Raw genomic sequence first — 20,887 nt, 5'->3', positions numbered from 1 at the left:
CCGTGTCAAAGGAGAGTACGTATGAGTCTGCGTCTTGGAGATACCGCGCCGGATTTCGAACAGGAGACCACCGAGGGTCGCATTCGATTTCACGAATGGCTCGGTAATGGCTGGGGCATTCTGTTCTCTCACCCCGCCGATTTCACCCCCGTCTGCACCACCGAACTGGGCCTGACCGCCAAACTCAAAGATGAATTTGCCAAGCGTAACGCCAAGGCCATCGCACTGAGCGTAGACCCGGTGGATTCTCACCACGACTGGGTCAAAGACATCAACGAAACCCAGGGCTGCACCGTCAACTTCCCGATCATTGCCGATCAGGATCGCAAGGTGGCCGAGCTGTACGACATGATTCACCCGAATGCCGACGACAGCCTGACCGTGCGTTCGCTGTTCGTGATTGACCCGAACAAAAAAGTCCGGTTGATCATCACCTATCCGGCTTCAACCGGTCGTAACTTCAATGAAGTACTGCGGGTGATTGACTCCCTCCAACTGACCGACGAGCACCGCGTGGCCACCCCGGGTAACTGGGAAAGTGGCAGTGATGTGGTGATTGTGCCGTCGCTGCAGGATGAAGACGAAATCAAAAAACGCTTTCCGAAAGGGTATAAAGCGGTGAAATCGTACCTGCGGATGACGCCGGACCCGCGCTCGAACTGGAGTGGCGACTGATTCTGACGCCGCAAACGAAAAGGGCAGCCCAACAGGCTGCCCTTTTTTTGTGCACTGGGCGTGCCCGAAGGCACTGCCGCCCCGATCAGAACGCCGGAACCACCGCACCTTCGTATTTTTCCATGATGAAGTCTTTCACCGCATCGGATTTCAGGGTGTTGGCCAGCTTCTGCATGGCGTCGCTGTCCTTGTTGTCCGGACGGGCCACCAGGATGTTCACATACGGTGACTCGGAACCTTCAATCATCAACGCGTCTTCAGACGGGTTCAGACCGGCCTCCAGCGCGTAGTTGGTGTTGATCAGCGCAAGATCCACCTGGTTCAGGATACGTGGCAGGGTCGCGGCTTCCAGTTCCTTGAAGTCCAGATCTTTGGGGTTATCGGCAATATCACGCGGGGTCGCGGTAATCTTGCTTTCGTCTTCCAACGTAATCAGGCCCGCCTTCTGGAGCAGCAGCAGCGCACGGCCACCGTTGGTAGGGTCGTTGGGGATAGCCACAACCGCGCCTTCTTCCAGTGCATCGAGAGAGTCGATTTTGCTGGAGTAGGCACCAAACGGCTCCACATGAATGCCGGCGACCGTCACCAGATTGGTACCACGGCCATCGTTGAATTCATCCAGATACGGCTGATGCTGGAAGAAGTTGGCATCCATGCGCTTCTGATCAACCTGGATGTTGGGCTGTACATAGTCGGTAAAGACTTTTACATCCAGCTCAATGCCCTGCTCAGCCAGTGCCGGCTTTACAAACTCGAGCAGCTCGGCGTGGGGTACCGGCGTGGCAGCCACAGACAGGGTTTCTGCCTGAACGGCAGAGGAAAAGGTTGCAGCGGCCGCCAGGGCCACCAGGGTTTTCTTCAGGTTCATAGCAAATCTCCTGCGTTAATTATTTACGGCTGAAATACAGAACCAGGCGGTCGCCCACCATCTGCAACACCTGGACAAAAATCACCAGCAAAGCAACCGTGATGACCATAACGTCGGTCTGGAAACGCTGGTATCCGAAGCGGATAGCCAAATCACCAAGACCACCGCCACCAATCACACCGGACATGGCCGCGTAAGACACCAGGGTAATCGCGGTCACCGTGATGCCCGCGATGATGCCGGGAAGCGCCTCCGGCAGCAAGGCACCGAAGATAATCTGGCGAACATTGGCGCCCATGGCCTGGGTTGCCTCAATAATGCCCTTGTCCACCTCCCGCAGCGAAGTTTCCACCAAGCGGGCAAAGAAGGGTGCGCCACCGGCCACCAGGGGCGGAATGGCACCAGCGACCCCCAGAGAAGTGCCAATCAACATCACGGTAAACGGAATCATCACAATCAGCAGGATGATAAACGGCACCGATCGCAATACGTTCACGACAAACGAGAGCACGGCATACGCCACCGGCTGCTCCAGCAACTGGCGCTTTCCGGTCAGGAACAACAGCACGCCAATCGGTAGGCCGATCACCACACTGAACAACAGCGACATCCCCACCATGATCAGGGTGTCCCAGCTGGCCCAGCCAATCTCGGCCCAGTCCACGTTACCCATCAGGGTATCCATCAAGGCTTCCATCAGCGCACCACCTCCACATGAACGTCAGCGGCTTCCAGAGCCTTCATGGCCACATCCAGATCACCCCCCACCAGTGACAAGGTCAACTGGCCATAAGGCGTGTCCTTGATGTGATCGATCCGGCCCGACAGAATACTGAAATCCACGCCGGACTCGCGGGCGACACTGCCCAGCAACGGCTTATAGGTGGACTCGCCCTTGAACGTCAGGCGCAGGATACGACCCTTGGCCTTTTGCAGATCTTCCTGCAGTTCGTCCCGGTCAACGTTTTCGCTCTCGAACACAAAATCCCGGGTGGTCGGATGCTGCGGATGCAGAAACACCTCGCTGACCGGCCCCATCTCTACCACTCGCCCGGCGTCCATAACGGCCACCCGGTCGCAGACCCGGCGCACCACGTCCATCTCGTGGGTGATCAACACAATGGTCAGGCCCAGCTCTTTGTTGATGTCAGCCAGCAATTTGAGCACCGACTGGGTGGTTTGCGGGTCCAGTGCGCTGGTTGCTTCATCGCACAACAGAATGGTGGGCCGGCAGGCGAGGGCGCGGGCAATGCCGACCCGTTGCTTCTGGCCACCGGACAGCTGCGACGGATACTTGTTGGCGTGCTCACTCAAGCTGACCCGCGCCAACAGCTCGTCCACCCGGCTGCGAATGTCAGCCCTGGAGTAGATGCCGGCCAGCTTCATCGGAAAGGCAATGTTGTCTGCCACCGTCTTGGAGGACAACAGGTTAAAGTGCTGGAAGATCATCCCCACCTTGCGGCGGAACGACCGGAGTTCTGCGGCGCTGTATCGGGTAATATCCTCATCGTCGATAAGGATGCGGCCGCCAGAGGAGGGTTCCAGCTTGTTGATCAGTCGCACAAGCGTGGACTTGCCCGCTCCGGAGTGGCCGACGATGCCGAACACCTCACCGGTTTCTACGGTCATACTGGTGGGATGCAGCGCGGGGATCGCCCGGCCGGCCACCTGGTACGACTTTTCTACCTGGTCAAATACAATCACGATCAGTGCCTTGCAGATACGTGGTTAAAAGCCGGCGATTATAGCCTATTCGGCGATTAAACCCGAATCCTGAACACTAACACACCGGCGTATCCGGAGTTCCCCTTACACCAAAAGGTACCTGACAGACCCCGGCCGGCTCGGCTAAACTTGTATCCATAAAATACACTAACGACTGCATACCATTCCGAGGCGCGCCCGTTCCGTGACCAAAACGTCCGAAAATCCGCCCTCAAGGATGAATTCGACCCAGGCATGGGTGTCTTACCTGAGCAAAATTGAACTGCCGGTTCTGGCCAATACGCTCAAGCAAATCAACGAACTGACCGACAGCCGCAACAGCACGATTAACGAATTGGCGAACGCCATTCTCAACGATGCCCAGCTGACATCTCAGGTGCTGAGGTTGTCCAACACGGTGTTCTACAACCAGACCCGGACGCAAGTCAGCACGGTAAGCCGGGCCATCACCCTGATCGGCTTCGACGCGGTCAAATCCATGGCCATTTCCTCGCTGATTGTCGACTCGCTCCTCAAGCGACACGACCGGCCGCATTTGCTGCAATGCCTGGCACGGGCCATTCATGCTGCCGTCCAGGCACGCTGCCTGATGCCCAAGCGCACGGATCACGCGTTGGAAGAAGTATTCATTGGCGCTCTGTTAATGAACATCGGAGAACTGGCGTTCTGGTCCTGCGACACCGAACAGGCCCGTGAGCTTGAAGAGCGCCTGAGGCTGGGCGAGCCTCCCGTAGACGCCCAGAAAGCCGTGCTTCACACCACCTTTGTGGAAATTACGCGCGGGCTGGTTGGCGCCTGGTCGCTGGGACCGTTCATCAAGGAAGTCGTGGCACCCGGCAAGGCCAACTCCATGGCCAGCAGCCTGGTACGGAACAGCGTGGAAATGGCCAGGGTGTCTGAACATGGCTGGAGTGGTGCCGAGATGGACAAGGTGCTCGAGAAGCTTTCCGGCGACACGGGCGAGACGCCAGCCGCCATCCGGGACCAACTCAAAGCCAACGCCGGCGAAGCCACCAAAGTCGCTGTATCCCTCGGCATTCCCCAGGTAACAGCCCTGCTGCCGGGTAATCAGGACACCGCCGAGCCGGCACCGGCCCCCGATATGGATGCCGATCTGCAACTGCAGATTCTGCGGGAACTGACCCAGACACTGGCGGAAAAGCCGGACATCAATGAAGTCTGCCAGCTGGTGATTGAGGGCATTCACCGGGCCATCGGTATGCAACGTGTGGCACTATTGATGACGGATCGTTCCGGCCATGCGCTGGTTCCTCGCAAAGTCGGTGGCCGGGGCACCGACGCCTGGCGCGAACACTTCATCATCCAGAAAGATGGAACCGGTGCCCTGGGCGCACTCTTGCCCCACGCCACCTCGGCTGTTTACGAGCCGGGAAAACAAAGTGAGGGCGTAACTTATGATCGCTGGCTGGGAAAAGTGCCGGCCCTGACCGGTTCGCTGAAAGCCAAGGGCCGTCTGGTGGGGCTGTTTTACGCCGACAACGCGGCGGCAGGCTACGTGCCGTCAGAGCAGCAACTGGCTGCCTTTGGTCACTTTATCCAGAATGCGCAACTGTGCCTGACCCTGATGTCCGCTCGCTGACATCCGGCCAGGCAAACGCCTCAGTGCAACGAGCGCATCTGCCTCGGATAGAGCGCCGCACTGACCTCAGGCTCTTCGAGCAGATCGGAGAGTTCCCTGTCCACTTCGGTTTCTTCGCCTTCATCGGGCAGCGGCTCAAACAACGTGCTGAGCCAGGATGTGACCGAAGGCGCATCGTCTCGTTCATAGTCCGTGGACAGCGCCTTGATTCGGCGAAAGCCGATAATGCGCTGATGCCGTGGATCACGAATCTGCTCGAACCCTCGCCAGTAAATGCGATCCCGGGTGTGTAACTGCACGAACAAGGTGTCGATGGGGCCGTTTTCATCTTCCCGGGACTCTTCATCGGCCGCGGTCTGCTCAGGTTCGGGTTGCTCGTCGGCCGGTTTCCGGCGAATCGTCGTCCAGGCCGGATACAACACAGCCACGGCGTCTGCCTCCACGTGTTCTCTCGCAGCCCGGAGAATCAGTCCCCAGCGGGCTTTGTCGGCATCGGTCTCCAATGAGTTGATAGGAAGGTCGTAGCTTTGATCGCTGGACAGGACAATGGCCATCATGGGCGCGTCAAGCTCCCCCATGGCCTCAGCCTGTGCTACGGATACCAAATCGTCGATTGCCATCGATTGGTTCATAAGATGCTCGCCTCCTCGATGCCATCAGGGTAATCAGGAACCGGTGTCCCTGACTAACAGCATAGCCTGTTCCACCTGGAAAGATAAACGTGGAGTTCATGCCTGCGGATCACAACCCCCCGCACACACTTTATTTCCGCGGAAGGTTCAAAACGCCGATTCAAGGCGTTCGTAATGGCTGAACCAGGGATTGGCTTCCTCGAGTTGCGCCGCCACCTGCAGCAGCCGATCCTCGCCACCGTGAGCAGCCCCGAATTGCACGCCCACCGGGAGCCCGTCCCGGGTCCAGTGCATGGGTACGGACATCGCCGGCGTGCCCGTCAGGTTCGCCAATTGGCTAAACGGTGTCCGGGCCAGGCTTTCCAGTGCCATCTGATCCACCTGCCCGCTCCTGTGCACCAGTTTTCCGGCCTTCAAACCCAGCATCAGCCTGGCCATCAGCTTGAGGTGGGCAGGTGTGTCCATTTGCCCGATTCTGGCGGGCAGCTGGCCAGTGGCGGGGGAAAGGTACAGATCAAAGCGGTCGAAATAGGCCCCCAGAGCCCGGGCGAAGTCGTTCCACTGTTGTCTCATGCGCACGTAATCCGGCAGCGGCATGGTACGGCCCAGCATAGCCAACAAACGGGTTTCCAGTTCAAAGTCCTGATCAGTGGCACCGAATTCGGCTTTCGCCCGCGCCATCAAGGCAGACACTTCTCCGAAGTACAGGGCCAGATAGCAGCGGGCCAGGGCCAATCCGTCGAATTCCGGGCGGGCGTATTCAACCTCATGGCCCAGGGATTCCAGCAGGCGCGCAGTTTCCTCCACCGCCGCGACACACTCGGGCGCCACCTCCGTATCGTAGGGTGAGGAGGTAAACACACCGATTCTGAGCCGGCCGGGTGACTGCTGCATCAGGTCTGCCCAGGGCGATGCAGGCTTGCTGATGATGAACGGGTCGCCACTGGCGGGGCCAGACAAAACATCCAGCATGGCGGCGCTGTCCCTGACCGTTCGGGAGACCACATGATCGGTGGAGGCACCGGTCCAGGCCTCACCCGCGTGCGGGCCTACCGAAATCCGGCCCCGTGACGGCTTAAGACCGAACAGGCCGTTATACGCCGCCGGAATCCTGATGGAACCGCCACCATCGTTAGCTCCCGCCATAGGCACTATCCCGGCCGCCACTGCAGCACCGGAACCGCCACTGGAACCCCCGGGGGTGCGCTCGATATCCCAGGGATTGCGGGTTGGGCCCCACAATTCCGATTCGGTGACGGCTTTCAGGCCAAATTCCGGCGTTGCCGTGCGCCCCAGGAACACCAGGCCGGCTTCCCGGGCGCTGCGGACAAAGTGCGAATCCCGCGTGGCGATGTTCTTCAGCAGGGCCCGGCTGCCAAACGTACAGGGGTGTCCGGCCTGTTCCTGCGCAAGGTCCTTGAGCAACAGCGGAACACCGGCGAAGGCCCCTTCCGCCGGGAAATCCTGGGTCAGGGCCTCTTCAAACTGCGGTCGGCAAATCGCGTTTAACCGGGGATTGACCTGGCCCGCACGGCCGATCGCGGCTTCGGCCACTTCCCGGGCACTGACTTCCCCCCGGCGAATCAGATCAGCGAGCGCAGTCGCATCGTAACGGAGATATTCGGACGGCTTCATTGGCAACCCTACGTGTTGTTCTCAGGCAAAAGTTCCCTGGACATTGTTGTTATAAACCGGAAACTCAGGAGCTTACGATAATACCCGAGTGAGTTCCATGAGCCTGGCCTTGTTTCCCGAAGCCCTGAATACCGGCGCCATTTTCTTGTTGCTGATCGCGTCAACGGTTACCTCAATGATTACCGCCACGCTGGGTGCCGGCGGTGGCGTTCTGCTGCTGGTACTGATGGCATCCTGGCTGCCACCGGCGGCGATTATTCCCGTTCACGGCATGATACAGCTGGGCTCCAACAGCGGCCGAGCGGTACTGACCCGGCATCATATCGACTGGAAGGTAATTGCCACCTTTGCCCCCGGCGTGCTGGCCGGAGCCGGCCTGGGAGCCTGCCTGCTGGTAGACCTGCCGGCTCATCTTTGGCAACTGAGCATTGCCCTGTTCGTGCTGTATCTGTGCTGGGGCCCCGGGTTACCCAAGGCCTCTTTTGGCCCGTTCGGCGTGTTTGTCGCCTCTGCCATCACCAGCTTTGTCAGCCTTTTCGTTGGCGCCACCGGCCCCCTGGTAGCGGCGTTTATCAAACAGATTCATACCGACCGGTTTCGCACTGTAGCCACCTTCGGCACCGCCATGACCCTGCAGCACGCGCCGAAAGCGCTGGTGTTCGGCCTGGCCGGCTTCGTCTTTTCAGAATGGCTGATCTTTATTCTGGCCATGATTGCCTGCGGCTTCGCGGGCACGTGGCTCGGGCTGCACCTGCTCAAATCCATCAATAACCGATGGTTTCATACAGCCTTCAATGTGGTGCTTACCCTACTGGCCTTGCGCTTGCTCTGGCAGGCCGCCGGTTCTGCAGGCTGGCTGGGGTAACTGTGGTCTTCAGCAGCGGCCTCTCACTTGCAATTACAGTGATAATCGTTATTATTTAGATCGCCATTTTCGTAGCCGGATCTCCCCCTATGGATACTCTTTCTGCCACGTCGACTTCACTGGCTGACCTTGGGCCATTTGCCCAACTGGTCGACATGGGCGGCCCTGTGATGATTATTCTGATTGCCATCGCAGCAGCAGGCGCCGTCACGTTCGTTTATCTGATGCTGTTCGGCGCTCTCTACGCACCGCGCTTGTCCCGGCCGTTGCGGGAGCTACTGGCTCAGTGGCAGGCAGAGCCAGCCCAGACAGCACCGGAGCAGTTGCGCAGCGGTGCCGGGATTCTGGGACGGAAAAATCCCATGATGCATCTGCTGGTAGACACCATGAACGCCAGCCGAAGCGCCCCGCACATCGGCGCAGTGAGGGAGACCGCAGTACGAGATGCCCAGGCCGCCCTGGAACCCTTCGAGGCCCCACTGAAAATCATCGAAGTCATCGCCGCTCTGGCGCCACTGCTGGGCTTGCTGGGCACGGTTATGGGAATGATGGAGGCCTTCAGTGCCATGGCAGCCTCCGATGGTCGTGCCAATGCCAGCCAACTCTCCGGCGGCATCTATGAGGCTCTGACCACCACCGCAGCGGGCCTGGTTGTGGCCATTCCGTTCGCCGCCCTGGCGGCCTGGATAGAATTCCGCCTGCGCCGCATCCACAAGACCATCAACAGTGCTCTGGTGAGTGTTTTCAACGTTCTGCCAGACGCTTCAGCAACAGATTCGGAAACGGCTCCCGAATCCCCCCGGGCTGAGCAACAGGAAACCAGCGCTTCGAAGGCCGCACCGGACTATTCGTTCAACGAGCATCAGCGGCTGGCCCATGCAGCTGGTTGAACCCCGGCCTGGGCGGCCCATGCCAATCCGGATCACGCCGCTGATTGACGTGGTGTTCATTCTGCTGGTTTTTTTTATGCTCACGACACGCCTGTTGCCAGTGGGTTATCTTGAGCTCTCGAACGATACCGATGCCCGGGGCGCGGCCTCCGGCGAACCGTTGCCCGAGCTTGAGGTCAACCCGGACGGTACCGTTCGCTGGAATAACCAGGACTATGAACTGCCACAGCTACTAGCAGCATTGAGGGGGCAGGGCACGGGCAAGGCAAACCTGGCGACGGCCCCCGCTACCCAGCTAACTCATTTCACCCGGGTGCTCAGCGCGCTGGACAACGCCGGTATTACCGCCCACTGGCAACGCAACCCCACACCCGAGTTATGACAGAACTGGTTCCTCCTCCATCAACCTCCGGTAAAGGCTTGCTGGATCGTGTTGAAGACGCATTGCTGCCGCTGATCAACCTGGTGTTTCTGCTGCTGATGTTTTTTATCGTGGCCGGCCAGCTGACCAACGAGCCGCTACCGGAACTGCCCGATAGCGAAAAGACTGACGCACAGCGCTCACCGGAAGCCGATATGATGATAAAGGCAGACGGCCGGTGGCTGGTGGGGGGCGAACGACAAACTCCCGAGAGCCTGTTAACGGTTTTACCCGCGCCGGACGAAAGCACCCCGCTGAAAATCGCGGCCGACCAAAGCCTGGCCATGACCGACCTTGAGAGCGTATTACGCGTGCTGGAAGCCGGTGGTTACGTTGATGTGCTGTTATTGACGGAACCGGCCACATGACCACCGCCAGAGGGTTGGCGAAATTACTGATCCTGCTGACGGCCCTGATCATCACCGCCGCAACCATTGTCCTGGCGGTTCCTCGCAAGGTACCCGAGATGCCAGTGTTGGGTGACAGCGCCGTGAACACCGCCCCGGCCATCAGGATTAGCCTTGCCGGCAAAAAAACAGCAACGCCAGCGGCGGAACCGGAACCTGCCCCCGTCGCCCGCACCCCGCAGCCGCCGGAACCAAAGCCAGAGCCCAAGCCAAAACCGGACCCAGAACCCAAGCCGAAACCGAAGCCGGAGCCCGTACAAAAACCCAAGCCGGCCCCCAAACCGGAAACCGCCCCTGAACCGGATCCCAGCCCTGAGCCGGAACCCGAGGCAACGCCAACTCCGCCAAAAGCGACCACTGAGCCAGTAGCCGAGACGCCAGAGCAACCGGCCGGCCAGGAAGCAGAGAGCCATGTCCGCCAGAGCGCAATACCGCTGCAGAATGCCGGCCAGTCGTCACAGGTAGACAGCTATCTGAGCAAGCTCAGCCGCCATCTGGCCCGTTTCTACGACTATCCGCGCCGGGCCCGCCGCCTCGGTCAGGAAGGCACACCGGTCATCCTGTTCGAATTCCGGCGTGATGGCTCGCTGGTCTCGCATTCCTTACGTGACAGCTCCGGTCACCCATTGCTGGACAATGCAGCGCTGGAGATGCTGGCACAAGCGGCGCCACTGCCGGCGGTGCCGGATTCCATGCAGGGCCGGGTATTCACCTACGCGTTGCCCGTGCGCTTCCGGCTGCGCTGACGCCTTTCCACATTCGGCGATTGACCCGCGCGCAACCGTTCGGGCGATTTTTTGCCCGGCCAGCAAAAGCTCGCCCAACCGCCAGGCAACAGCTTGCCCGAAGCCTCAAAAAAACCAGGAAAAAATCACTATATACCTGATTTAGATAGCATTTATGGAACTGGCATGACGTTTGCTTACCTCCGGACCGTCCAGGGAACAACCTCGGGACATTCACTCACAACAATGTCATGGAGCAGACTATGCCAACTCCTTGTTATATCAGCATCGAAGGTCAAACCCAGGGGAACATCACGGCGGGCGCATTCACGTCCGATTCCGTCGGCAACATCTACGTGGAAGGCCACGAAGATGAAGTGCTGGTTCAGGAATTCAGCCACGTTGTCACCGTGCCGACCGACCCCCAGTCCGGTCAGCCCTCCGGCCAGCGCGTGCACAAGCCGTTCAAGTTCACCTCGGCCCTGAACAAGGCCACGCCGCTGATGTACAACGCCCTGGCGTCCGGCGAAATGCTGCCGAAGGTCGAGCTGAAGTGGTACCGCACCTCCGTTGAGGGCAAGCAGGAGCACTTCTTCTCCACCATCCTGGAAGATGCCACCATCATCGACATCAACTGCAATATGCCCCACTGCCAGGACACCGCCAACGCGGACTTCACCCAGCTGGTGACTGTATCGCTGTCCTACCGCAAGGTCACCTGGGAGCACGCCGTTGCCGGTACTTCCGGTGCTGACGACTGGCGTTCGCCGATCGAGGCCTGATTACTGCCTTGATCGCCAAAGGAGGAGGCTGCTGCCTCCTCCTTTTATTTTTCAGACTGTCAAAAGGAGTTTGATAGTGAGCGACATCAACCTTACTCAAGACGATATCGCTGCCGTTCAGGCGATAATAGCTGCATTTTACGGCGAGCGGGTTGCAATTCCGGAGCTTTCTGGAAACGTCTCTCAGATAATGAACAATGGATGTCTGCTCAAATGAAAATTATTGTCACTCTATTGCTCGCACTGGTTTTTACCCGGCTGCACGTCAACACAGTCGATATCCTTCTCTCCCAACGTAAATTATGCAGTCTCAATCGACAAAAAACATATTGATGCGGTGCGCTCTGATACAAACGATGTAACGATTTTCCAGAACGAAACAGCTGTCGGTTTTCTCAGAATTGAACCAGTGCCTGACGACGTATCCTCTGCATCCGAGTTCCTGGATACACTTCGTTCAATTACCGACAAAAACGGCGTGAAAACCGAGGCAATGCAACTGCCAACTGGATTCAGCGGCTTTGCAGCAAGAAACCCGGGCCATCCTACCGGATATGTGACCCACGACGAGAATGCGGACTCTATCCTGGTGATCAGCTTTCCCGATGCTTTGTTCGATGAGATCTCAGGAACCGTTTCCCCTGGCATCTGAGTGAGTGCGACTACTTACCTAAAGGCAAGAATGGAGGGCTGCTTTAGTATGCTCTCCGGTAAACTCAGGCAACCCATTTACGGCCAGTGGCCGCGAACTCCACCACCAACTCGAACACGTTGTCACACTTCTCTTTAAACGCCACCCGGTCGTAGCTCTCCGGCAAGTCCTTATCCAGAACTTCCTCAATCGCAGCCTTTACAGCTCGTTGAGTCTGACCATCCTTCCACCAATCCTGAACCAACACTTTCGGATGGCCTTCCAACAGTCGGATGATCAAATCCTTTGCCGCCAGCTTCACTCTCTGTTCCTCGGCCCTGGTGAGTTTGTCCTTTTTCAACAGGTCATAGATCTCCAGCTCATCCTCGCTGAGACCTTCACGGATATGCCGTTCTGATTGTTCCCGAATGTTACCAACGTACTGGACCAGATCTTCATAGTACGCATCTGCCGAGGAGCTGCCGGCAGAACTCGAGTGTTTGGGTAACCGCATCATCGAGTAGTTCGAAGAGCTCGGACTTATCCTGAACCGGCTGCTCTTCGCCATCTGCGCCCTGCGCATAATCTTTCAGTGCTTTACGCATATTGCGGAACACATTGTAGTAATCGACGATTTCGCCGTTTTTCTTCTCGACCAGATCACCGCTGTGGCCTTTGACGCGATATGAAGCGACCCGGTTAGCCACATGGCGCACACGAACACCAGTTGAAGAGGGTGTTCCGGGTCTTAGGGCATTTGATAGCACGCAGAAGGCATTGAAGTGGAACAACTGGGGAATGTCGTGGCGGTAACTGCGCAGGTTATCCTCGAAGGCATTGCGCAGCCGCACATTGGAGTTCTTCAGCTCGATAAAGACCAGGGGCAGCCCGTTAACGTACAGGATCACATCCGGGCGACGGTAGGCGGACTTCGGGGCCTGGCCCAACGACTTGATCCACAACTGGGAGACCGCCAACCAGCGGTTTTGTTTCGGGTCGCCAAAATGAGCCAGCCGGACTTTGTCGTGCTGTTTGATGCCGCACTCATCGTCAAACTGCACCGGCACGCCATCCCGGATCAGGTCATACAGTTCCCGATTGGCGGCAATCGGCGATATGGCCGCACGCCGGTTCATCACCCGTTCAATGGCTTCGTCGATCTTGCTTTCAGAGATACCGGGATTCAATGCCAGGCAGGCGGTTTTAACTCGACCGGGAAAATCACATCCCGCTTGTCGGCGCGGTGAGAGCCATCGTTCAGGTCTTCCGGCTTTGCCGTATAGCAATCCAGCACATTGAAACCGTGAATGTGCTAAAGGCGCTGCAACAGCGCCTGCTCAATGTTGTCTTCCGAAATAAAACTAGCCATCGGCCTGCCGACTCCATGGACCGGGTGGGTATTCTCCGGAGTTCTGCCGCTCCGTTAGTGGGCACCGCCTGCATTGTCCTGTGTGAGTGGTTTGTTGGCGGCCTCCGCCTGCAAACGTTCAACCAGCCAGACCTTGATGATAGATTGGCGGGTAACACCAATACGCGCAGCCTCACGATCCAGAGACTCTACGACCCAGGCCGGAAAATCAACATTGATTCGCTTTTGTTCCTGATTCACCCGCCGGGCAGAAGACAGGTCAAGATCCTCAATCACGTCCCCTTGGGCCTCATCAAACTTCTTGTCAAACTCTTTAGCTTTCATAAAGCTCAACCTCTTTCTTGCGGGAACGCCTGACCGAAATCAGGCGAATACCCCCTTCCCGGTATGTCACAACGGCCGACCAGTGCTTATCCCCAATCTTGCCAATCAGCAGATAACGGGGCTCATCCACGCACGTTGTTTTTATTTCCAGCAAATAAGGATCGTTCCACAACTGCTGCGCCGCCACGAAATCAATACCGTGCTTATCCAGATTAACCTGACTTTTGGTTCCATCAAATTCAAACGCATCCATGAGTACAAATTATTCCTTTTTTACTCACTCAACAAAATAGTACTACAAGACGTCGACTAGCATCTATTGTTTAGCTTCCACGTAGGGCGCTATTGCATTAGCGACCCGGCAGATTCTGGCGTATTCCATCAGCTTGCCTGGACGAAACGTTTTCCGGGTGCGATAGAGCTCCAGTGCCTCGAGGACCACATCCATGCCAATACGATTCCGGAACTTGAAGCAGTCCGCCAGGGTTTTCTCCGGGTTGTAGACGTTCAGGGCTATGCCATCCACCTCGACCTGTTCAATACCCGCGCTGAAGGCTATCCCGGAGAACCGGTACCCGGCCACCGGTGGGTAATCCAACACCGGCAGGCGAGCATCCCGCGCTACCGCCAGGTTTACCTGATGAGGAATCTGTGTGGTGATGCCGTGCCAGTCCAGCGCGGAAATCAGGCAAAGCACCGCATTGGGGAAACGGGTAGCGGCGGCCACCAAATCCGGGTTTTCGATGGGCGGCAGATCCGCCAGCCGATACAGACCACGGCTGACCGGCTCTATCAGCCCTTCGTCCCGGAGTTGATAGAACTGGTACCGACTATAGCCCCGGGCCAGCGCTTCGCTCAGGCGGAGTTGGCCGCCGTGCTGGCGGAACAGGGTTTGGAGTTGTGCCCGAGAGAATCGGACAGAGCCGGAATCAGACAAATCGTCACCACTTATTAACATCTGGTGACAGTTTGTCTGATTAACATTGAGGGTTCAAGCGGCGGCTTCGTCGGCGTTGTCTGACTCATCACTCTAAAACTCGTAAATTTTGCCGAAGATGTCGCCACTAACATCGGAGGGTATATTCGAGAAGTTTTTCAGCAACTCCGCCAGCAGGTCATTACTGGTGCGGGTGAGCGTAAAATATTCGTCCTTTGGCAGAACACCATCCAGCTCGGGCTTGTACTCCTCAATGGCTTCCATGGCCTGTTTGATTTTGCGGTCCAGGTCTTCCTGCTCGGGCAAGCCCAGAAGGTAGTGATAACGGGCATGATCCGGGAGATAGAAACCGCATTTCTGGATGGCGATTTCGGAGATGGGCTTTCCCGCCGAACACCGCCCATAGCAATTTGTAAATACGCTGGTTAGGCTATCCATCCATACAACCGCGCAACTGTTTTCGGCACAATCAAAACTCATGCCTCAGCAATCTTCGAACGCCTACACCATCGGCACCCTCATGTGCCAAGCCACCCGAGACATTCTCTGGGCGCAGGCTGAAGGCTGGGTTCAGCAAAAAAGACCGGGCGCCGGGCTGGCCTTGCGGGTTGGCTCGGGCCTGGCGACTTACCACCGTTTCGATCCCCGCCAGAATCAGCACCTGATTACCTACGGAGCGCGGATGATCGCCGCCAAGCACGAACCGGCCACCGCCCAGGGCTGGCTCTCCACGCGAGAGATACGGGGGCGAGGTTATTTCGGCGGCCAGGTAAGCGTGCTGAACCTGCTGGCCCACACCTGCTGCCATGAATTTGCCCATTTGCTGCAGCACAGCGCCGGGCAGCGGCATTACGGCTCTGTTCACAACCGGCATTTTTATGCGGCACTGGATGGGCTGCACCAGAACGGCACCGCACTCGCCATCCGGGAACACCTGACCGGGCTTGCGCATGAGTTGGGCCTGGATATTCCGAACTCCACGCTGTTATTACCTGATCCGGCCGCGGCGCGCCGTCACTGGCAGGTCGGCGACACCGTGAGCTTTGGCGAGGGACGGCACGAGAAACAGGGTGAAATCACCCGAGTGAACCGGAAAACCTGTACCGTGATGGTTCGCCAGCAGTCCCGGTGTTTCCGCTATCGGGTTCCTCTGGCGCTGATGACACGGCAGGCCTGATTCCGGTTTTTCGGTCCAGGTTTGTGCACATGGCACCATGACAGGGCACACTGACCGGCCTCACATCACGCCCAGCCAGCACGAATCGTGTAAGCCCTTGAATTACCGGGCTGAAAAAGTTGGCATACAGATCGCTTAATCATTAACAGGGACGACAGCTCCCGGCCATGGACTCAGGCCGGACCATCAGATCATTGTTGTTGGCATTGGCGCCGGACCATCTGTTCTCTTCGCAGAGCATGATGCTCCGGCTTTTTTGCTCGGGTCAGCTGATGAATTCGACGTTCTCCGACAGCGGCGCCCTGGGGCTGGTGAGCTGGTTCACCGGGCTGTCGGGGTTGGCGTAGCCGATGGCCATACCGGCAAAAACTTTACGGTGTTCGGGCAGACCCAGGAATTCGCTGACGGTTTTCGGATACACCGACCAGGATTCCTGGGCGCAGCTGTCCAGCCCCTGTTCGCACAGCAACAGCATGAGGGTTTGCAGGATCATGCCCAGGTCGGACCATTGGGGCGGACCCATGTTGTCGTCGACGGTACAGAACAGACCCACCGGAGCGCCGAAGAATTCGAAGTTGCGTTTGAACCATTCGAAGCGGGCGGCTTTGTCTTCCCTGGGGATATCGAGCTGGCGATACAGGAGCTCGCCGATCTCGAAGCGGCGGTCGCGGTAGGGCGACTGCAGTTTCGGTGGGTAGATTTCGTATTCCGGCACTTCGTTGAAGCCTTTGCTGACTTTCTCCTGCATCAGGGTTTTCAGCCGGGCCAGGGCATCGCCGGTGACCACGTGCAGGTGCCAGGGCTGGAGGTTGCCGCCGGAGGGTGACCGGGTAGCGGTTTCAATCGCGGTCTTGAGCGTGGCCTCGGGCACCGGGGTTTCCAGAAAATCCCGCACCGAACGGCGGGACAGAACGGCTTGCTGAACATCCATAAGCAAAACTCCGAAAAATGCTGAATCTTGGGCTGTCACTGCAACTCAGCAGCAGTATGCGCACAACCATCCGGATTGACTAGCACCGGGCATTTGCCAGAAGCGGTAACCAAAGCCAATTTTTACCGGCTCCGGGTGGGGTAGTATTGGGGCATAAACCAAGAATAAGGAAGCCCCCGTGACCCCTCTGAACCCCACCGACCAGCTCTTTCTCTGGCTGGAAAAACGCCAGCAGCCCATGCACGTGGGTGGCCTCCAGCTGTTTTCCTTCCCCGAAGACGCGCCCGACAACTACGTGGCGCAACTGGCAGAACAGCTTCGGCGAAAAACCGAGGTGACCGGGCCGTTCAGTCAACGTCTGAGTTACCGCCTCGGTCAGCCGGTGTGGGTTGAGGATGAACATCTGGACCTGGAGCATCATTTCCGCTTCGAGGCTCTGCCCACGCCCGGGCGTATCCGGGAGCTGTTGTCGTTCGTGTCGGCCGAACACTCGCATCTGATGGATCGCGAACGACCGTTATGGGAAGTGCATCTGATTGAGGGACTGAAAGACCGGCAGTTTGCGCTCTACACCAAGATCCATCACTCCCTGGTGGACGGCGTGTCTGCCATGCGCATGGCCACCCAAATGCTGAGCGAAGACCCTACGGAACAGGGCCTGCCCCCTATCTGGGACTTGCCCTGCCTGACCCGGGACAACCGGGCAACAGAACGTCAATCACTCTGGCACAGTGTTGCCCATATCCTTGGCCTGACCGGGCGACAACTCGGCACCATACCCACCGTTACCCGGGAGCTTCTGAAAACGGTCAATCAGGCTCGCAAAGACCCGGCCTATGACTCCGTTTTTCAGGCCCCGCGCTGTGTGCTGAACCAGAAAATCACCGGCTCACGCCGCTTTGCCGCCCAGTCATGGTGCCTGAAACGGATCCGGGCCGTGTGCAAGGCTTACGGCACCACCGTCAATGATGTGGTCACCGCCATGTGCGCGGCAGCTCTGCGCACCTATCTGATGAACCGGGATGCCTTGCCAGAGAAACCGCTGGTCGCGTTTGTGCCGGTGTCCCTGCGGCGGGAAGACAGCTCGGGGGGTAACCAGGTAGGGGTTATCCTGGCCAACCTGCACACCGATGTGCACAAGGCCGGCGAACGACTGTTAATGATTCACCGGGGCATGGATGAAGCCAAGCAGCGCTACCGCCACATGAGCCCGGAAGAGATCGTCAATTACACTGCCCTGACCCTGGCCCCGGCCGCGTTCCACCTGCTGACCGGGCTGGCGCCCAAATGGCAGACCTTCAATGTGGTGATTTCCAATGTGCCCGGGCCGTCCAGGCCCCTGTACTGGAACGGAGCGAAACTGGAGGGAATGTACCCGGTGTCCATCGACATGGACCGGCTGGCTCTGAACATGACGCTCACCAGCTACAACGACCAGGTGGAATTCGGCCTGATCGGCTGTCGCCGGACCCTGCCCAGCCTGCAACGGATGCTGGATTACCTGGAGCAGGGTCTGGCGGAACTGGAAAGCGAGGCCGGGCTGTAATCAGCCCAGCTGATCCGCCCGGTTGCGCTCGGAAATCTGGCTGTTCAGGGTCCAGAAGTCGTACAGCACACCCAGGAAAAACAGGCCGCCGGTGAACAGGTACAGGATACCGGTCAGCCATTTTCCCATGTACATCCGGTGCACCCCGAAGACCCCCAGGAAGGTCAGCAGGATCCAGCTGATGTTGAAGCTGACCAGCCCATCCTGAAAGCGATAGTCGGCCTCTTTATCCATAGCCGGAATCAGGAACAGATCAATGATCCAGCCAACAAACAGCAGGCCCAGGGTAAAGAACCAGATAGTCCCGGTCACCGGCTTGCCGTAGTAGAAACGGTGGGAACCCAGGAATCCGAAAATCCAGAGCAGATAACCAATCAGTTTGCTGTGGGTGTCAGGTTTTTCGTTCACGGCACGGCTCTCCCTGTTCGCAGTTGAATAAAATGTTGTCGCAGAGGACAAAACACAGGCCCGGTATGCCTTTGATTATGGGGGCATATACCGGAAACACAATCGGCGTTCAGGGCCCCAGCTCTGGCGCCGGGTCCGGGCCACCCTCACGGAACTCGCTGGCAGAGGTGCCCGTCCACTTCCGGAACGCACGACTGAAGTTGGAAAGATCGGCGTACCCCAGTTGGTAAGCAATCTCGCTGACCGATTGATTGGTGTAACGCAACAACTGGATGGCCCGGTCTTTCAATACAGTTTCAACAATCTCGCGATAATGCGTATCGCGCTCGGCCAGCCGGCGCTTCAGGGTTCGGGACGACACACAGAAGCGATCAGCCATGGCTTCCAGAGAGGGTAATGGGCCTGGCGTCATACGCAACATATTGCACACGGCCAGAACCAGATCGCCCTGCTCCCTGAGGGCTTTCTGCAGTTCGAACTCGCACTGCTCAAGAGCCATCCGGGAGGCCTCGGCATCCGCCAGCCGCATTCGTACCTCCAGTAGCTTGCGGGGAAAGGTCAGCATGGGCTCCGGCTGGCCATACTCGATCCGAACCGGCAATTGATCCGCAAATCGCCGGTAATAGTCGGGTTCCGGCCCGGCCAGATGTACCGACACACCCGGTAATTTGCCGTCTGCAAGCGCAAAGCCCCGGGCCTCGGCGTCGGTCCGGTCAAGCAACTGCTCGGTCAGGAGAATCAGGGTGGCGCTGACCGTTTCGGCCAGAAATTCCGAAAGCGGCGGTTCCGCAAACTCGGCACACAGCTGCACCAGTACCTTGTCGCCCGTCATAGACTGGCTGATGCTGAGAAAAGGCGCGCGCAACTGCAGGTAGCGACGCACAGAATCCAGCGCCCCCTCAAAGGTCGGGCTGGTGAGTGCGGCAAATCCGAGGGTGCCATGAATGGTCAGCCGCAGTTGCCGGGCCAACACAAAGCTGAGGCCCTCCTTGCCCGCCAGCGCCAGCGCCCGCTGGGCCATAACGGTAGCATCGGCCACAAACACCCGGCTGTCGTTAGCCTTCAGGTCCTCGGCGGTAAACTTCAAGCCCTGATAGAGCGTGCGGTCGTTGTAGCCCAATTGGCGCACGGCATCGGCCAGCACCCGCAGATAAACCCCGGGCACCAGGAATAACCCTGCCATCAGCGGTTCGTTGTCTGCACCGGTTGCGGCCATCGCGTGTTCCTGATTGATATTGATCGTGTATTCGACTCTATCAGAACCCGGCGGCAGCCACAGTGGGGCCCGCAGCCCCGGGTCTACTGTCGCCCGGGCCAATTCTCTGTCCCATTGTGGACGATGGCCGTCCTCTTCGCGCATTCCGTCTGCGGTTTGACTCCGACAGACTGACGGCATGACATCAGCCAAAGCGTTCATTCGCACAGGAGTCACATCATGGCAACCACAACCCAAACGCCCGAAATGCCCAGGGCCTCGCACACACCGGACAACGTCTCCATCAAGCCCCAGCGTATGGGGTTCGAGTTCGGCGAGCAGGTGCCCCGATACTGGGTGGACAACAACTTTCTGATCAGTCACACCATGAACGCCCTGTCGGTGCTGTTTCCCGAAGGTGAACAGTTTTTCGTGGATTCGGTCCGGGCGTTCCGGGATCAGATTCAGGACGACAAGCTGAAAGCCGAGGTACGCGGTTTTATCGGCCAGGAAGCCATGCATTCCCTGGAACACATCGCCATGAACCAGCACGTGCGTGATCAGGGAATGCCGGTAGACGAGATGGAACGGGACCTCAAAGTCATTCTGGATTTAACCCGCAAACTCCCCCGGCGTCACCAACTGGCCATTACCTGCGCTCTTGAGCATATCACCGCGATGATGGCCGATATGCTGCTGGAGCGGGATGATATCCGCGAGGATATGCATGAATCCATGCGCCCCCTGTGGGTGTGGCATGCCATCGAGGAAACCGAGCACAAAGCAGTTGCCTTCGATGTCTTCCGCCAGGCCGGCGGCACCTATGCCGAGCGGGCGTTCTATCAGGTGTTCAGTACCGCCATTCTGGGCATTGTCAGTACCTGGTACACCGGCCGCATGGCGTTTAACGATCGGCAGCACTTCTCGGTGAAAGATGCGGCCAAAGGTCTGTGGCGGATGTGGGGCATCAACGGCTCCTTCTCCAGCCTGGTGCCCGCATGGCTGCAATACTTCAAACCCGGTTTTCACCCCTGGGACAAGGACAACAGCGAGCTGATCCGGCAATTCAAGGAACAGGTCCGGGACTACATCGCCCCCCAATACAGAACCGGTAACCGGCGTACGTTACAGTAGTTCGTTTTTG

The 20,887-nt window shown here is 58.2% G+C and carries 27 protein-coding genes; 13 read left to right on the top strand and 14 right to left on the bottom strand.

The genetic code is table 11. The features are described from left to right. Positions 1 to 21 precede the first annotated feature (21 nt). Complete coding sequence (locus ACP2AU_RS04870) at positions 22 to 675, top strand: peroxiredoxin (RefSeq protein WP_426374970.1); 654 nt, start codon at positions 22 to 24, stop codon at positions 673 to 675. A gap of 85 nt (positions 676 to 760) precedes the next feature. Here ACP2AU_RS04870 and ACP2AU_RS04865 read toward each other — a convergent pair whose 3' ends face one another. From ACP2AU_RS04865 to ACP2AU_RS04855, 3 genes are read right to left on the bottom strand one after another with little or no spacing between them, the layout of a single operon-like run. Next, positions 761 to 1,543, bottom strand: a complete 783-nt coding sequence (locus tag ACP2AU_RS04865) for a MetQ/NlpA family ABC transporter substrate-binding protein (protein WP_426374968.1) — start codon at positions 1,541 to 1,543, stop codon at positions 761 to 763. 19 nt (positions 1,544 to 1,562) lie between these two features. Next, positions 1,563 to 2,240, bottom strand: coding sequence for a methionine ABC transporter permease (locus ACP2AU_RS04860; protein ID WP_426374966.1), 678 nt, complete (start codon positions 2,238 to 2,240; stop codon positions 1,563 to 1,565). After that, positions 2,240 to 3,247, bottom strand: a complete 1,008-nt coding sequence (locus ACP2AU_RS04855; RefSeq protein ID WP_426374964.1) for a methionine ABC transporter ATP-binding protein — start codon at positions 3,245 to 3,247, stop codon at positions 2,240 to 2,242. The genes ACP2AU_RS04860 and ACP2AU_RS04855 overlap by 1 nt, the downstream gene beginning before the upstream one ends. Positions 3,248 to 3,452: 205 nt before the next feature. Here ACP2AU_RS04855 and ACP2AU_RS04850 point away from each other — a divergent pair, with 205 nt between their 5' ends. Beyond that, complete coding sequence (locus ACP2AU_RS04850; RefSeq protein ID WP_426374963.1) at positions 3,453 to 4,868, top strand: HDOD domain-containing protein; 1,416 nt, start codon at positions 3,453 to 3,455, stop codon at positions 4,866 to 4,868. Between the two features lie 20 nt (positions 4,869 to 4,888). Here ACP2AU_RS04850 and ACP2AU_RS04845 read toward each other — a convergent pair whose 3' ends face one another. Both ACP2AU_RS04845 and ACP2AU_RS04840 read right to left on the bottom strand, forming a co-directional pair. Beyond that, positions 4,889 to 5,500, bottom strand: a complete 612-nt coding sequence (locus ACP2AU_RS04845; RefSeq protein ID WP_426374962.1) for a hypothetical protein — start codon at positions 5,498 to 5,500, stop codon at positions 4,889 to 4,891. Between the two features lie 147 nt (positions 5,501 to 5,647). Next, a complete protein-coding gene (locus ACP2AU_RS04840; RefSeq protein WP_426374960.1) occupies positions 5,648 to 7,135 on the bottom strand; it encodes an amidase in 1,488 nt (495 codons plus the stop codon). Between the two features lie 97 nt (positions 7,136 to 7,232). Here ACP2AU_RS04840 and ACP2AU_RS04835 point away from each other — a divergent pair, with 97 nt between their 5' ends. From ACP2AU_RS04835 to ACP2AU_RS04800, 8 genes are all read left to right on the top strand, one after another. Continuing rightward, on the top strand, positions 7,233 to 8,000 hold the full coding sequence (locus ACP2AU_RS04835) for a sulfite exporter TauE/SafE family protein (RefSeq protein ID WP_426374959.1): 768 nt from the start codon (positions 7,233 to 7,235) through the stop codon (positions 7,998 to 8,000). Positions 8,001 to 8,089: 89 nt separating this feature from the next. Continuing rightward, positions 8,090 to 8,890 carry a MotA/TolQ/ExbB proton channel family protein gene (locus tag ACP2AU_RS04830; protein WP_426374958.1) on the top strand — a complete coding sequence of 267 codons (801 nt, stop codon included), beginning with the start codon at positions 8,090 to 8,092 and terminating at the stop codon, positions 8,888 to 8,890. Between the two features lie 19 nt (positions 8,891 to 8,909). Next, the gene (locus tag ACP2AU_RS04825; RefSeq protein ID WP_426374957.1) at positions 8,910 to 9,272 is read left to right on the top strand and encodes an ExbD/TolR family protein; all 363 of its coding nucleotides are present in this window, start codon (positions 8,910 to 8,912) and stop codon (positions 9,270 to 9,272) included. Beyond that, entirely contained in the window at positions 9,269 to 9,679 is a 411-nt protein-coding gene (locus ACP2AU_RS04820; RefSeq protein ID WP_426374956.1) for an ExbD/TolR family protein, read from the top strand. The genes ACP2AU_RS04825 and ACP2AU_RS04820 overlap by 4 nt, the downstream gene beginning before the upstream one ends. Further along, positions 9,676 to 10,464, top strand: a complete 789-nt coding sequence (locus ACP2AU_RS04815) for an energy transducer TonB (RefSeq protein ID WP_426374955.1) — start codon at positions 9,676 to 9,678, stop codon at positions 10,462 to 10,464. Before ACP2AU_RS04820 ends, ACP2AU_RS04815 begins: the two co-directional genes overlap by 4 nt. A 242-nt stretch (positions 10,465 to 10,706) precedes the next feature. After that, a complete protein-coding gene (locus ACP2AU_RS04810) occupies positions 10,707 to 11,225 on the top strand; it encodes an Hcp family type VI secretion system effector (protein WP_426374954.1) in 519 nt (172 codons plus the stop codon). A 76-nt stretch (positions 11,226 to 11,301) separates the two neighbouring features. Then, positions 11,302 to 11,442, top strand: coding sequence for a hypothetical protein (locus ACP2AU_RS04805; RefSeq protein ID WP_426374953.1), 141 nt, complete (start codon positions 11,302 to 11,304; stop codon positions 11,440 to 11,442). A gap of 6 nt (positions 11,443 to 11,448) precedes the next feature. Further along, positions 11,449 to 11,877, top strand: a complete 429-nt coding sequence (locus ACP2AU_RS04800) for a hypothetical protein (RefSeq protein WP_426374952.1) — start codon at positions 11,449 to 11,451, stop codon at positions 11,875 to 11,877. A gap of 64 nt (positions 11,878 to 11,941) precedes the next feature. Here ACP2AU_RS04800 and ACP2AU_RS04795 read toward each other — a convergent pair whose 3' ends face one another. The 6 genes from ACP2AU_RS04795 to ACP2AU_RS04770 form a co-directional block, all read right to left on the bottom strand. Continuing rightward, on the bottom strand, positions 11,942 to 12,373 hold the full coding sequence (locus ACP2AU_RS04795; protein WP_426374951.1) for a type I restriction enzyme endonuclease domain-containing protein: 432 nt from the start codon (positions 12,371 to 12,373) through the stop codon (positions 11,942 to 11,944). After that, the gene (locus ACP2AU_RS04790) at positions 12,312 to 13,142 is read right to left on the bottom strand and encodes a type I restriction endonuclease (protein ID WP_426374950.1); all 831 of its coding nucleotides are present in this window, start codon (positions 13,140 to 13,142) and stop codon (positions 12,312 to 12,314) included. The genes ACP2AU_RS04795 and ACP2AU_RS04790 overlap by 62 nt, the downstream gene beginning before the upstream one ends. 137 nt (positions 13,143 to 13,279) lie before the next feature. Then, positions 13,280 to 13,549: a type II toxin-antitoxin system BrnA family antitoxin gene (gene brnA, locus ACP2AU_RS04785; protein WP_426374949.1), complete on the bottom strand. Its 270-nt coding sequence runs from the start codon at positions 13,547 to 13,549 to the stop codon at positions 13,280 to 13,282. After that, positions 13,539 to 13,802, bottom strand: a complete 264-nt coding sequence (locus ACP2AU_RS04780) for a BrnT family toxin (RefSeq protein WP_426374948.1) — start codon at positions 13,800 to 13,802, stop codon at positions 13,539 to 13,541. The genes brnA and ACP2AU_RS04780 overlap by 11 nt, the downstream gene beginning before the upstream one ends. 63 nt (positions 13,803 to 13,865) lie before the next feature. Further along, positions 13,866 to 14,486, bottom strand: coding sequence for a type IV toxin-antitoxin system AbiEi family antitoxin domain-containing protein (locus ACP2AU_RS04775; RefSeq protein WP_426374947.1), 621 nt, complete (start codon positions 14,484 to 14,486; stop codon positions 13,866 to 13,868). Positions 14,487 to 14,579: 93 nt separating this feature from the next. After that, a complete protein-coding gene (locus tag ACP2AU_RS04770) occupies positions 14,580 to 14,924 on the bottom strand; it encodes a type I restriction-modification system subunit M N-terminal domain-containing protein (RefSeq protein WP_426374946.1) in 345 nt (114 codons plus the stop codon). Between the two features lie 40 nt (positions 14,925 to 14,964). Here ACP2AU_RS04770 and ACP2AU_RS04765 point away from each other — a divergent pair, with 40 nt between their 5' ends. Continuing rightward, positions 14,965 to 15,663 carry a hypothetical protein gene (locus tag ACP2AU_RS04765; RefSeq protein WP_426374945.1) on the top strand — a complete coding sequence of 233 codons (699 nt, stop codon included), beginning with the start codon at positions 14,965 to 14,967 and terminating at the stop codon, positions 15,661 to 15,663. 265 nt (positions 15,664 to 15,928) lie between these two features. Here the strand turns inward: ACP2AU_RS04765 and ACP2AU_RS04760 are convergent, their stop codons facing one another. Continuing rightward, complete coding sequence (locus ACP2AU_RS04760) at positions 15,929 to 16,594, bottom strand: nitroreductase (protein WP_426374944.1); 666 nt, start codon at positions 16,592 to 16,594, stop codon at positions 15,929 to 15,931. Positions 16,595 to 16,772: 178 nt separating this feature from the next. Here ACP2AU_RS04760 and ACP2AU_RS04755 point away from each other — a divergent pair, with 178 nt between their 5' ends. Next, positions 16,773 to 18,140, top strand: coding sequence for a WS/DGAT/MGAT family O-acyltransferase (locus ACP2AU_RS04755; RefSeq protein ID WP_426374943.1), 1,368 nt, complete (start codon positions 16,773 to 16,775; stop codon positions 18,138 to 18,140). Here the strand turns inward: ACP2AU_RS04755 and ACP2AU_RS04750 are convergent, their stop codons facing one another. Together ACP2AU_RS04750 and ACP2AU_RS04745 are read right to left on the bottom strand one after the other, a co-directional pair. Beyond that, positions 18,141 to 18,548, bottom strand: coding sequence for an NINE protein (locus ACP2AU_RS04750; RefSeq protein WP_426374941.1), 408 nt, complete (start codon positions 18,546 to 18,548; stop codon positions 18,141 to 18,143). A gap of 109 nt (positions 18,549 to 18,657) precedes the next feature. Next, on the bottom strand, positions 18,658 to 19,908 hold the full coding sequence (locus tag ACP2AU_RS04745) for a helix-turn-helix domain-containing protein (RefSeq protein ID WP_426374940.1): 1,251 nt from the start codon (positions 19,906 to 19,908) through the stop codon (positions 18,658 to 18,660). A 75-nt stretch (positions 19,909 to 19,983) separates the two neighbouring features. Between ACP2AU_RS04745 and ACP2AU_RS04740 the strand changes: the two genes are divergently transcribed. Continuing rightward, positions 19,984 to 20,877, top strand: a complete 894-nt coding sequence (locus tag ACP2AU_RS04740) for a metal-dependent hydrolase (RefSeq protein WP_426374939.1) — start codon at positions 19,984 to 19,986, stop codon at positions 20,875 to 20,877. The last annotated feature ends 10 nt before the right edge of the window (positions 20,878 to 20,887 follow it).

The organism is Marinobacter sp. VGCF2001 (assembly GCF_049943275.1).
Taxonomy (GTDB): Bacteria; Pseudomonadota; Gammaproteobacteria; order Pseudomonadales; family Oleiphilaceae; genus Marinobacter.
Note: the sequence above shows the minus strand (reverse complement) of the source record. Positions and strands in the feature narration are given on the sequence as shown.

Coding starts and splice junctions, on each gene's coding strand:
- ACP2AU_RS04870 (WP_426374970.1), top strand. CDS start 22: ATGAGTCTGCGTCTTGGAGATACCGCGCCGGATTTCGAACAGGAGACC.
- ACP2AU_RS04865 (WP_426374968.1), bottom strand. CDS start 1,543: ATGAACCTGAAGAAAACCCTGGTGGCCCTGGCGGCCGCTGCAACCTTT.
- ACP2AU_RS04860 (WP_426374966.1), bottom strand. CDS start 2,240: ATGGAAGCCTTGATGGATACCCTGATGGGTAACGTGGACTGGGCCGAG.
- ACP2AU_RS04845 (WP_426374962.1), bottom strand. CDS start 5,500: ATGAACCAATCGATGGCAATCGACGATTTGGTATCCGTAGCACAGGCT.
- ACP2AU_RS04840 (WP_426374960.1), bottom strand. CDS start 7,135: ATGAAGCCGTCCGAATATCTCCGTTACGATGCGACTGCGCTCGCTGAT.
- ACP2AU_RS04835 (WP_426374959.1), top strand. CDS start 7,233: ATGAGCCTGGCCTTGTTTCCCGAAGCCCTGAATACCGGCGCCATTTTC.
- ACP2AU_RS04830 (WP_426374958.1), top strand. CDS start 8,090: ATGGATACTCTTTCTGCCACGTCGACTTCACTGGCTGACCTTGGGCCA.
- ACP2AU_RS04825 (WP_426374957.1), top strand. CDS start 8,910: ATGCCAATCCGGATCACGCCGCTGATTGACGTGGTGTTCATTCTGCTG.
- ACP2AU_RS04820 (WP_426374956.1), top strand. CDS start 9,269: ATGACAGAACTGGTTCCTCCTCCATCAACCTCCGGTAAAGGCTTGCTG.
- ACP2AU_RS04815 (WP_426374955.1), top strand. CDS start 9,676: ATGACCACCGCCAGAGGGTTGGCGAAATTACTGATCCTGCTGACGGCC.
- ACP2AU_RS04810 (WP_426374954.1), top strand. CDS start 10,707: ATGCCAACTCCTTGTTATATCAGCATCGAAGGTCAAACCCAGGGGAAC.
- ACP2AU_RS04795 (WP_426374951.1), bottom strand. CDS start 12,373: ATGATGCGGTTACCCAAACACTCGAGTTCTGCCGGCAGCTCCTCGGCA.
- brnA (WP_426374949.1), bottom strand. CDS start 13,549: ATGAAAGCTAAAGAGTTTGACAAGAAGTTTGATGAGGCCCAAGGGGAC.
- ACP2AU_RS04780 (WP_426374948.1), bottom strand. CDS start 13,802: ATGGATGCGTTTGAATTTGATGGAACCAAAAGTCAGGTTAATCTGGAT.
- ACP2AU_RS04770 (WP_426374946.1), bottom strand. CDS start 14,924: ATGGATAGCCTAACCAGCGTATTTACAAATTGCTATGGGCGGTGTTCG.
- ACP2AU_RS04765 (WP_426374945.1), top strand. CDS start 14,965: ATGCCTCAGCAATCTTCGAACGCCTACACCATCGGCACCCTCATGTGC.
- ACP2AU_RS04760 (WP_426374944.1), bottom strand. CDS start 16,594: ATGGATGTTCAGCAAGCCGTTCTGTCCCGCCGTTCGGTGCGGGATTTT.
- ACP2AU_RS04745 (WP_426374940.1), bottom strand. CDS start 19,908: ATGCGCGAAGAGGACGGCCATCGTCCACAATGGGACAGAGAATTGGCC.
- ACP2AU_RS04740 (WP_426374939.1), top strand. CDS start 19,984: ATGGCAACCACAACCCAAACGCCCGAAATGCCCAGGGCCTCGCACACA.